At 66.9% G+C, this 11,271-nt stretch carries 9 protein-coding genes; 3 read left to right on the plus strand and 6 right to left on the minus strand.

The window, feature by feature from the left end; translation table 11 throughout:
- Window positions 1-71: 71 nt before the first annotated feature.
- A complete protein-coding gene (locus tag L8G49_RS00690) occupies window positions 72-1,448 on the plus strand; it encodes a cell wall hydrolase (RefSeq protein WP_242181784.1) in 1,377 nt (458 codons plus the stop codon).
- Between the two features lie 93 nt (window positions 1,449-1,541).
- Here L8G49_RS00690 and L8G49_RS00695 read toward each other — a convergent pair whose 3' ends face one another.
- The 6 genes from L8G49_RS00695 to L8G49_RS00720 all read right to left on the minus strand — a co-directional run bounded on the left by L8G49_RS00695 (window position 1,542) and on the right by L8G49_RS00720 (window position 8,535).
- Window positions 1,542-3,932 (minus strand): TonB-dependent receptor, encoded by a 2,391-nt coding sequence (locus tag L8G49_RS00695; RefSeq protein WP_242181786.1) that lies wholly within the window; start codon window positions 3,930-3,932, stop codon window positions 1,542-1,544.
- Window positions 3,901-4,830 (minus strand): FecR domain-containing protein, encoded by a 930-nt coding sequence (locus L8G49_RS00700; RefSeq protein WP_242181788.1) that lies wholly within the window; start codon window positions 4,828-4,830, stop codon window positions 3,901-3,903. Before L8G49_RS00700 ends, L8G49_RS00695 begins: the two co-directional genes overlap by 32 nt.
- A gap of 13 nt (window positions 4,831-4,843) precedes the next feature.
- Window positions 4,844-5,404 (minus strand): RNA polymerase sigma factor, encoded by a 561-nt coding sequence (locus L8G49_RS00705; protein WP_242137060.1) that lies wholly within the window; start codon window positions 5,402-5,404, stop codon window positions 4,844-4,846.
- A gap of 85 nt (window positions 5,405-5,489) precedes the next feature.
- Window positions 5,490-6,365, minus strand: a complete 876-nt coding sequence (locus tag L8G49_RS00710) for a glycosyltransferase family A protein (RefSeq protein WP_242181790.1) — start codon at window positions 6,363-6,365, stop codon at window positions 5,490-5,492.
- 218 nt (window positions 6,366-6,583) lie between these two features.
- Window positions 6,584-8,086 carry a hypothetical protein gene (locus L8G49_RS00715; protein ID WP_242181792.1) on the minus strand — a complete coding sequence of 501 codons (1,503 nt, stop codon included), beginning with the start codon at window positions 8,084-8,086 and terminating at the stop codon, window positions 6,584-6,586.
- Window positions 8,083-8,535 (minus strand): YaiI/YqxD family protein, encoded by a 453-nt coding sequence (locus L8G49_RS00720; protein ID WP_242181795.1) that lies wholly within the window; start codon window positions 8,533-8,535, stop codon window positions 8,083-8,085. Before L8G49_RS00720 ends, L8G49_RS00715 begins: the two co-directional genes overlap by 4 nt.
- A gap of 110 nt (window positions 8,536-8,645) precedes the next feature.
- On the opposite strand from L8G49_RS00720, the gene L8G49_RS00725 reads away from it, so the two are divergent.
- Window positions 8,646-9,170 carry a gamma carbonic anhydrase family protein gene (locus L8G49_RS00725; RefSeq protein WP_242181797.1) on the plus strand — a complete coding sequence of 175 codons (525 nt, stop codon included), beginning with the start codon at window positions 8,646-8,648 and terminating at the stop codon, window positions 9,168-9,170.
- Between the two features lie 236 nt (window positions 9,171-9,406).
- The gene (locus L8G49_RS00730) at window positions 9,407-11,242 is read left to right on the plus strand and encodes an ABC transporter ATP-binding protein (RefSeq protein WP_242181799.1); all 1,836 of its coding nucleotides are present in this window, start codon (window positions 9,407-9,409) and stop codon (window positions 11,240-11,242) included.
- The last annotated feature ends 29 nt before the right edge of the window (window positions 11,243-11,271 follow it).

Here is an 11,271-nt window from a genome sequence, read left to right on the forward strand (position 1 = left end):
GCGCCGGCCAATCCCGGTCAGGAGCCCTTCGTGCTGCCCTTCTCGCGCCACTTCGTCGTCCGCTGAATCTCGTGGTCGCTCAACCGCCGCTCAGCCGCCGCTTGCGCGCGGTGCTCGTCGCTATCGCCATGCTGGCGATCGTCGTCCCCAGCCTGCTCGTGCATTACGCGCCGCCCGTGCCGCACTATCGGCATCACCGTGTCCATGCGGTCCCGCAGCGGGTCGTGCCGCAGGCCGAGCTTCCGCCCGTCGAGCCGGTCGCATTTCAGGACCTCGATCCACAGGACGCTCGCGAGTATAATGCGGACGTTCCGTTCGTCGATGGCCCCATTCCCCCGGCGCGACCTTTTCGCCTCGAGGGAGACCCGGCAGCCCAGGCGCGCGCGACCGACTGTCTAGCGGCAGCCGTGCTGTACGAGGCCGGCGACGATGCCATCGGGCAACGCGCGGTTGCGCAGGTGGTGATCAATCGGGTTCGCCATCCCGCCTTTCCCAAGACCATCTGCGGGGTCGTCTTCCAGGGTGCGGACCGTACGACCGGCTGCCAGTTCACCTTCACGTGCGACGGCGCCCTGGTCCGCCACCGCTGGAGCGACGCGCAATGGGCCCGTGCGCGCACGGTGGCAGCAGCAGCCTTGCGCGGTTCGGTGTATCGGAAGGTCGGCTATGCCACCCATTACCACACCAATTGGGTCGTGCCCTATTGGCAGTCGAGCCTGGACAAGATCGCCGCGGTAGACACGCATCTCTTTTTCCGGTGGACCGGCTGGTGGGGGACGGCCGCTGCGTTCACGCGTCACGTTTCCAGCGACGAGCCGGTCATCGCCGCGCTTGCCGAATATTCGGAAGCCCATCGCAGTGCAGTCGATGGACCCGGGCCGATGCTTCAGCCGGAAGGGGCGTTCTACGATCCCGTTGCCGCGCAAACAGCGCTTCCCGCCCCCGTCGCGGGCGATGCCGGCAGCTTCCTGGTCACGCTGGATGCCGATAGCATGTCACCCGACGGCTTCGCGCTCTACGCCAAGCGCGCCTGTGGCGACCGGTCGTATTGCAAGGTGATGGGGTGGATCGACCCATCCAAGACGCCGACGGCCCTGCCGCTGCAGCCAGCGCAGATCGCGACCATGTCGTTCAGCTACATGCGCGATCAATCCCGGAATTACGACAAGGCGCTCTGGAACTGCCTCGAATTCCGCCGACCGAGCGCAAATCAATGCATGAAGGCGCAGACGTTCCTCACCAACGCCAAACTCCGGACGGAAATGCTCAAGCTCGACGACGAGCCAAGTCCTTTGCTGGCGGTGCCGACGCATGTTCCGCTGCTCGCGGATGGATTGGCCGGGGTGCGTCACAAGGGGGACGCGGCGACCGACCGCGCCACGCCGCCCGGTCAGCCTGTGCCGGTTGCTCCTCCTCTCAAACAGGGACCAGCCGCGGACAGAAACTAGCGCCGCCTTCAACCTTCGGGAAGCCCGGGCCGGACCGGTCCGCGCGATCGCAGCACTCCCCGGACGTCCGGTCCGGGGAGGATGGCACCGGTCCTACCAGGCGACCGACGCGCCGATGCGGATGCTGCGCGGCCGCAACGGCGTGGTCTGCGCGCGCGTCGCCAGGATCAGCGGATTGCCCAGCGCGAAACGATTGGCGCGGACATTGGTCAGGTTCTCGCCGGACAGGGTCAGGTCGAGATTGCGCCATCGCCAACCGACATGCGAATCCACCGCGGCATATTGCCCTTGGCTCAGCTCGAGAAAGTCCCCCGTACCGAGCACCGACCGTCCGACATAGCGCCCCTGCACGCCGACGTCGAACCGCTGCGCCCCCCGCCGCAACCATTGGTAGGACAGGCCCGCATTGCCGGCGAACGGCGGCGTTTCGGGTAGCCGTCGATTGGCGCTCTTCGAGAGCTGCGCCAGCGCGCCGTCGACGAGGTTATACGTGTAGAGAAAGGCGAAGTTGGCGTGCAGCCCGCGCACCGGCACCCAGTCCCCCAGCGCCTCGATCGCGGTAATCCCGGCATTGCCGATGTTGGCAGTGTAGGGCTGCCCACGACGGCTGTAGAGATCGGCCTGGATATCGCGCCACCGCGCGTAGGAGATCGCGCCGGACACTTCGAGTCCGGTTTCCCCCCGCCGCTGCCGGCGGATACCCGCCTCCCCAACGATGATCGAATCGGAGCGATAGTCCGCAACCCGGCCAACCCCGCTCGCCACGGCAAGGCCCCCGGTGCGATAGCCCGACTGGACCTTTGCAAAAACCGCGGTACGCGGCGCGACGAGCCAGGAGAGCGCCAGCGTGGGATCGATCCGCCTGGTTGCCCTGCCGTGAATGAAACTGTTGTTGCGAGGACGGACCGAGGGCTCGCCATCGGTCCGCGCCGTGGTCAATCGGGCGCCGGCCGTGAGCGCGAAGCTCGGCGTGACCGGCCACGTCGCCTCCCCAAAGCCCGACAGGCTTTCCGTCCGGTTGGTCACGCCGATGATGGTCGCGGTCTGCCCGGGGGGCCCGAGCGCGCGGGACTGAACGTCGCTGTCGTTGAGATAGGACACGCCCAGCAACCATCCCACCCTGGTCGTCGCAGGCCGCGACAGCCGGGTCTCCTGGACGAACAACGTGTCGGTCTGCACATTGCGGTACAGGACTGGCCCGACACTGCCGAGCGCGCGGGTGGCGTCAAACGTATCGTCGGTCTTCAAGTCGACATAGCCGGTCGCCGAGACCAGGTTCAGACCGCTGTCCCAACGCTTGCGCACCACGCCGCGCACAAGCTTCACCGTACTGGTGTATGGCTGCGCATATTGCGACCTGCGTTGCAGCGATCCCGCCCCCGCTTCGGCATATTGCGCGTCGGCGGCATCGATTTGCTGCCCCAATGCACCGAGTTCGAACGTCCAGCCATCGCCGGCGTCGGCTGCGAGCGTCACACGGCCGCCGAGCGTATCGGTGCGATTGATCGACGTCAGCCGGCGCGAGGGATCGTCGATATAGCCCCCCGCCCGCTGTCGATATCCCACGACGCGCAGCCCTGCGGTGTCGCGCGCGATCGGCACGTTGGCCATCCCCGCCAGATCGAATCCCGGTGCGCCGTCGTCGGTCAGCGTGACGCCGCCCGTCATCGCCGCACCGGTACGGGCGAGATCGACCGGGTTTGGCGTCAGGCGGATGATCCCCCCGATCGCACCCGCGCCGTAGAGCGTCCCTTGCGGACCCTCCAGCACTTCGACGCTGCGCATGTCGTACAGGTTCAGACTCGGCTCGGGGCCCGCGAACCCCAAGGGAACTTCGTCGAAATACTGGTTGGCGGTCGATTGCGTCGCGCCGTTGAAGCTGCTGTCTGCAACCCCCCGAATGAAGATCTTGTTGCGCCCGACCCCGAGCTCGGTGTTCTGCAGGACCGGTGTGGCCCGGGTCAGGTCATCCATATCGATCGGCCGCAGCGCACGCGAGCCAGGCGCGAACCCGCCGAGCATGATCGCGCTGCCGGGAAACCGCAGCAGCGGCGACTGCTGCTTGCTAGCCGTCACGATGATATCCGCGCCCTCCGCCGGTGCGGCACGGGAGAGGGTCCGCGCCGGACCCGCTCGCACGACGGGCAACGGCACCGGAGCGCGGACGATTCGGAAGCCGCGCGCGTCGATGGGCACCGCCCGGTAGCCAGTGCCTTTCAGCAGGCGTCGCAACGCCTCGGCGGGTGCCAGCCGGCCCGACAGGCGTCGCGCCGGCACGTGCCGCAGGCCCGGCTCTGTGCTGACGATATCGGTTCCGGTCTGTCGTGCGAGCTGAGTCAGCGCCTGATCCAGCGTTGCCACCGCAATATGGATTTGCGCCGTCTGCCCTGTCGCATGGCCAGGCAAGCCGACGCAGGCGGCGATAGCGACAAACGTGCGAATCAACCCCAGCCTACTGAGGCGAGATGACCCACCGCTTGCCATCGTGCTGCCAGTCCGCCCCGATCAATGCGGCAAGATGCGGCACATCCTGCGCCGCCTTCCCCGTCAGGTGGACCATGCCGGTAAAGGGACGCTGCGACAAGACCGGCTCGATCGTAACATCTACACCGTCGAGCCGACGCAGGGCGTTGGCGAGACGACCGAACGGCTCGCCGGCGAAGGCGATGTCGCCATTGCGCCATCCGCCGACCCGGGCAGGATCGATCCGCGACACAGCGACATGCCCGGTATCATCCCGGGCGGTGACCGCCGCACCCGCGCGGAGCATGAGCTTGTCGCGCCGCGGCTGGAACAGCACCGCGCCTTCCGCCACCTGGACATCGAGACGATACCCATCGCGCTCGGCGTTAAACACCGTGCCCACGTCCTGCACGCTCAGCGTGCCCGACCGCAGCACGAACGGAGCCTGGGAATCGTGGTGGACATGAAACGTCGCTTCCCCCGCAACCAGCGTCGCCAGGCGCGGACTGGATCGGTCCAGCTCGATCCGGCTCGCACCGTTCAGGTCGATCCGTGTTCCGTCGGCCAGAGCGATGACGCGCTGCTCGCCCGGCCTGGTGCTGACCGCATAGGGCTGCGCCGCCGTGTTAGGGAGCGACGGAAGAACGACCAGCGACAGGCTGGCCGCCAGCGCCAGCGCGCCGGCCCCTACGCCCCACCGCAGCATCGTCCGGGCCCGCTTGCGCTCGACCGGCGGAACGGCTTCGGCCGCTTCGACGGGAAACAGCTCGGAATGCTCGGCGATGAGGCTCATGTCGAGCGCGACCGCATCGAAGGCTGCCGCATTCGCTGGGTCGGCCTCCAGCCAGGCGACGAACGTACGCCATTCGGCATCGCTCATATCGCGCTGGCGCAAATGCCAGTCGATCGCCTGATCCATCCTGTTCAAGCCCTCAACGGCCACGGTGCGCTTCCCCTTCGCCTGATAGACGATGCGGTTCTCCCATTTCCGCCTCGCTCTCGGCTCTATGCGCCGAAATTTGCTGGGCCGCCCGCCGCAGCAACTTCTCGACGCCACTGACCGTCATCCCGAGATGGGCAGCGATCTCCTTTTGCGGCTGATTCTCGACGCGGTAAAGCCTCAAGGCGACGCGCATCCGTTCGGGCATCGCCGCCAGCCTGGTTTCGATCTGCCGCAAGCGTTCCCGACCGAGCAAGGCCCGCTCGGCATCGGGCTGTTCGTCGGCCGCGGGCTGCACATCATGCCACGCCGTCTCGCGTGCGCCGGCCCGCGCCGCGGCAAGCCGACGGTCCGCGGCAAGATTGGATGCCATCCGATACAAATAGGCGGCGGGCTGCGCGATCGGCTCGCGTACTTCCTGTTGGTCGAGCTTGACCCAGATGTCCTGCAACGCGTCTTCGGCATCATCGCGATTGCCAAGTCGCGCGGTCAGCAACCGCAACAACATCGGCTGTTCCGCCAGGAATACCGCCTTGATCCCGGCCTGGGTCATCGGAGAAGAGACTCGAATACCATCGCGTCTTGCTAAAGCCGCGATTGCGTCGTGTCGCAAGGGTGTCGAACGCGAGCGCTGGCGTTCAGGCGGCGAGACGCTCGTTTTCGATCGGCTGCACCATGTCCTGGAACGACCGTTCGCGGATGCGATCGCTGGTCAGGCGCCGCCCGGCCAGCCGGTTGGCGAGGAACGAATAGAAGAACCAATCGCGCGCCGGACGGGGTGTCAGGTGATAGGCCAGGCGTTCGGTCAGGGTCCAGCGGATCGACCCACGGTCGCGTTCGCGTGGCGATGGGGCACACCAAAAACGCTCGCCATAAGCGATCGTGCCGTGCTGCGCGACGCGGTGCATGATCTCGTGATCCTCGAGCACATACCCCCAGCGCCGCGCGTCGAATTGACCGACCCGCCGCAACACGGTGGTGCGGAAAACCTGACCCGCGCCCCCGGTATGGCACTGATCGGGCAACACGGCCGCGGCGCGCGTGATCCGGCGCGCCGCCTTTGCGTGGTCGCGCGGCGCCGCGTCGGGCGTCACGAAATATGCGCCCGCCGCCGCGGCGCCCTGATCGAGCAGGCGCGCGGCCTGGCGCAGGTAATCCGACGGATAGGTCGTATCGGCATCGCAGGTTGCGACGTAGCACGTCCGGACCCGCTCGACGCCGGCGGCCAGCGCATTGACCTTGCCCGGCCGCGGTTCGAGCAGCAACGTGAAGTCGAGCCCGAGCCGGCGGCAGCTCGCTGCCGCCACGGCACCGCTGCCGTCGGTCGATCCATTGTCGATCAGGATCAACTCGAACCGCATGTCTTGTGCAGCAAGGCTGGACAGCGTGGTGTCGAGCATGTCGCGTTCGTTGAAGAACGGAATGAGAACCGTCCAGCTGCACTGGACGACCGTGCTCGGCAGCGGCTCCCACGGGCGATCCCAGGAACGAAAGTCATTATTTTCCAGATACATGCAACGGTTCCGTACGATCAGCGTGCAGCGTACGGAGACAGTACCGCGCGACCACTGTGGCCCGATGCGCGCAGGCGATCAGCGCGCGCGCGGATCGATCGGCACAGGCAACAGGCGTCGGCACAGCAAGTCTCCTCGCTGCCATGACGACGTGGCAGTCGGGAAACCGGACGCTCGATTTACGATTTCGGAACTTTTCGTCGAGTTACGCGTGCGACTCACCGGACGAAGCGGCGATCCGACCGGAGATAGACGATCGCGCGATAGCGGCCGCGCGGAACGCTGAACACCGGACGATAGTCGGCGGCAAGAGCGCGCTCGATCGCCGCATGGCTGGCCGGGTTCCATTCGGCAAGCGGTTCGCTCGCGGTGACGACGACCGGCGGCCGCTTTGCCATGATCCGCCGCACCTCGGCGGCTTCGTCAATGCCGGTGGCCCCCTTCTCGGGCGCATAGGCCAGGGTCGAGGGAAAGGCGTAGGGCGTCGGCAGGCAGGCCTCCGCCAAGTGATAGACGACGGCATCGCCGATGAAGACGTAGGGGCACCCTCCCCCGCTATTCGCTTTGACCACGCCCGCCAGCGTCCGCACGCCGGCTGCATCGTCGGGCCGGATGGCAGCTTCCACCGAAAACACGGTGAGGCCCGCCGCCACGATTCCCAGCGCAACACGACGATGGCGGCCAAGTACCGGCGCGGCCAGCGTCAGCAGCGGCGGCAGGAGCGGCAATGCGTAGTGATCGAAAAACACCCCCAGAACGATGAACGGGACCAAGGCCGCCACCATCCACCCGACCGCCAGCCGGAGTTCGACACGGCGTGGATCGGCGCGAAGCGCGAGCGCGGCACAGGCGGCGAGGGGCAGGAGCTGCGCGGTGATCCCGGCCAGCCGACGCAGGATCAAATCGGTAGGATAGCTGTAGGCCGAGCGATGGAAAATCGAGGTGAAGTTGGCGTACCAAAAGGCATCCAGCGCCGCTGTCCCGCGTGCCGCGTAGACAGCGACCGCCGTGAGTGTCGGCAACAGGCCAAGGAACAGCCACAAGGCCCCCGCCGCGACCATCATCGGGCTTCGCGCACCCGCGCGGCGCAGGAACCAGAGGTGCACGATGCCGAACCAGGCGCCCTCGACCGCAGGCGTATATTTCGTCTGGATCGCGATCCCTGCGAACAGGCATGCAACCGCTCCGCTCGCAACGATCGCACCGACCTGCCCCTGTCGCGCGCGCCGCGGAAGCGACAGCATGAGCAGCGCCCCCAGGGCCACGAACAGGTTGAAGAACACCCCCGCCTGCCCGGCCCGCCCGCTCAGCATCGGCAACCAGATCAGATAGGCCGCCCCTGCAAGCACGCCGCCGGCCGGCGTGGCCCCGATGCGCTGCGCGCATCGCGCGATCAACCACGCCGTGCCGATGGCGAACACCATGGCCACGACCTGATAGGCGACGACCCCGTCCCCCGGGAAAATCTGGGTCGCTGCGTAGAGCAGGAACAGCCCGATCGGCTTGCGGTCCCAAAGATCGATATAAGGCCAGGACCCGTGCCACATGCGGGCGCCCACCAGCAGGTAATATTGCTCATCGGTATGGATCGCCGGGTTGCCCAAATCGGGGGCCCGCAATGCCAGCGCGAAAAGCGCGAACAGCAGCGCCGCCCGCCATCCGATGCCGGTTCCGGCGCCGAAGCGACCGGCGAACGGTTGCGTTGGGCGAACCGACGTCATCGCCGCGCCAGGCGAACCAGCATCTCATCCAGGGCCGACAGAAAGCGCGATCGGTCGGTTTTGGAAAAGGGCGCGGGGCCGCCCACGACATCGCCGCCCGCCCGCAAGTCCGCCATGATCGCGCGCACGGCGATCGCATTCCCGATCGAGGCCACGGTAAAGGGCTTGCCGGTTGGTGCCAGGACGGTCGCGCCGGCCTTCAGGCAACGATCCGCGAGCAGAATGTCCCCGGTGACCACGACACTGGCATCATCCGCCCGTTCGGCGATCCAGTCGTCCGCCGCGTCGAACCCCGCCCCTACGACGATCCGACCGAGCAACGGGTGAACCGGGATCCGGATCGGGCTATTGCTGACGATCGTCACCGCGACCGCGCGGCGCAGCGCAACCTTGTAAACCTCGTCCTTGACCGGACAGGCATCTGCATCGACATAAATGTGCAAAAGCATACTCACCAGCCGGGGCGAAACGTTGCCCGGCACGGCTTGCCTATCGAAAGCCAGGCCGACTTTCCATCCCGGGAAAGCAACACGCGCACCGACACGCAAAAGGACCTGCCATGCCGCTGTACGAAATCGACGGACGCGCGCCGCAATTGGGCGACAACAGCTGGATTGCCCCGAGCGCGGAGCTGATCGGCGATGTCGTGCTGGGCGACGACGTCGGAATCTGGTTCGGAAGCGTGATCCGCGCCGACAACACGCGGATCGCGATCGGCGCGCGGAGCAACGTCCAGGAAGGCGCGATGGCGCATTCCGACCCGGGCGCGCCACTGTCCGTGGGCGAGGATTGCACGATCGGACATCATGCCATCCTGCACGGCTGTACGATCGGCGACCGGGTTCTCGTCGGCATGGGTGCAACGATCCTCAACCACGCGGTCATCGGGGCGGACTCCCTGGTGGGCGCTGGAGCGCTGGTCACCGAGGGCAAGCTATTCCCGCCCGGCAGCCTGATCGTGGGCAGCCCCGCGCGCGCGGTGCGCGAACTGGATGCGGCTGCCAAAGCAATGCTGCTGGTCTCGGCGCAGCACTATGTCGCCAATGCGCGCCGCTATGCGACCGGACTGAAACGCATCGACTAGCCGGCCCGCCTCGCCCGTACCCGCGGCCCCGTGGCGGCCACAGCGGTCGGGCCGCGCGCGGGCCGGACGGGCGCGGGCTCGCTTCAGGCGGTCTGGCGCACCAGCCACCGTGCCCAGGCGATTCCGGGGAAACTTCGACTTGCGTCGTTTGTTGCTGCGTTGCAGCAGAACCGCTCATGGACGGAGCTGATCCCTTGCCCTTTCTGCACAGTCCGACCCGTTTTCTGATTCACTACGTGGCCGCGCGGCCTTGGATCTTCCTGTTGCTCGGCATGCTCGTCGCCGGGGCCTCGATCAGTTCGATCGGGGTGCAATATGCAATGAAACTGCTGATCGATGCCATGACCGGCGGCATCCGCGCGCGCGGCACCGTCTATGCGGCGCTCGTCCTGTTCCTGGCGCTCGTCATGCTCGAAAGCCTCATGCAACGCGCTGCGGCGCTGACCCTGGGGCAGGCGACGGTCAGTTCCGGCGTCGGCATCCGGCTCGATATGGTCAATTATCTGACCGGCCATCAGATGCCCTTCTTCCAGAACCAGCGGGCCGGGTCGCTCGGGCACCGCATCTCGGGCCTCGCGGGCATCTTCGGCGCGATCGCGCACCGTTTGTTGCAGGAGGTGACGCCGCCGCTGATCACGTTCGTCGGCGCCATGCTGATCTTTGTCTCGATCGATGCCGCCATGGCCGCGATCCTCGGGGGCATCTTCGTCCTGGTGACGTTTGCGTTGATCCTGCTCGGCATGCGCGGCCACGTTCATCACACCGCCTTTGCCAAGCATGCCGGCACCGCGGGTGGCGAACTGATCGACCTGATCGGCAACATCTGGGTCGTGAAAGCCTTCGCGGCACGGGATCGCGAACTGGAACGGCTCGAGGGCTTTCTCGACCAGGAGGCCAATGCCCAGCGCCGTGGCTGGTTCTTCGTCGAACAGATGCGCGGCCTGCATGATCTGGCGCTCGCGGTCCTGGTGGGGGGAACGTTGGTCTGGGCGATCGGTCGCTGGTCCACCGGGGCGATCTCGACCGGCGATGTCGTCATCATCAGCACCATGACCTTCCGGATCCTGCACGGCTCGCGCGACCTGGCCATGGCGGTGATCGACACGAACCAGCAGTTCAGTTACTTGCGCGAGACGCTCGACATCATCGGCGTGCCCCAGACTCTCAACGATGCGCCCGACGCGGCGCGATTGCGCGTCGGCGAGGGTACCGTCGACCTGGCTAACGTCACGTTCGGCTACGATGCCCGGCATCCGGTGATCCACGATCTGTCGCTCAGCGTCCCGGCCGGACAGAAGGTCGGCATCGTCGGCCCGTCCGGCGCCGGCAAGTCGTCGCTGCTTCAGCTGGTGCAACGGTTTCACGACCCGCAGATCGGGCACATCGCGATCGACGGCCAGCGCATCGACGAGGTGACGCAGGAGTCCTTGCGCGACGCGATCGCGGTGGTGCCGCAGGAAGTCCTGCTGTTTCATCGGTCGGTCATGGACAACATCCGGATCGCACGCCCGGATGCAAGCGATGCCGACGTCCACAGCGCTGCGGAAGCCGCCGGTTGCGACGACTTTATTCGCCGGCTGGCACATGGATATGACAGCATCGTCGGCGAACGCGGCGCCAATCTTTCGGGCGGCCAGCGACAGCGGATCGGCATCGCCCGCGCCTTTCTGAAGAACGCGCGGATCGTGCTGCTCGACGAGGCGACGAGCGCGCTCGACTCCGAGAGCGAGCTCGAAGTGCAAAACGGCCTGGACGCGCTGGTGCGCAACCGGACGGTCATCGCCGTCGCGCATCGCCTTTCGACGATCGTCGGGTTCGACCGCGTGATCGTGGTGGAGGACGGTCGCGTCGTCGAGGATGGGCCGCCGCAACAGCTGCTGCGGCAGAAGGGCGGCGCGTTTCGACAACTCTGGGTCATGCAGGTGGAAGGGCTCGACCGCGCGCCCAATCGCGCGCGCGACTTTGCCGCGGCAGGCGAACGCTTCCGCGACGTGTCGATCGCGCGCGGGCGCAAGCTGCGCGGCGCCGTGCGCACCGCATGGTCGAACATGGCCGACAGGGACCGGGGATGATGGCCGGCTGCGCGAGGGCGGAACAGCTT

This window comes from Sphingomonas sp. CARO-RG-8B-R24-01 (genome assembly GCF_022662295.1).
Taxonomy (GTDB): Bacteria; Pseudomonadota; Alphaproteobacteria; order Sphingomonadales; family Sphingomonadaceae; genus Sphingomonas.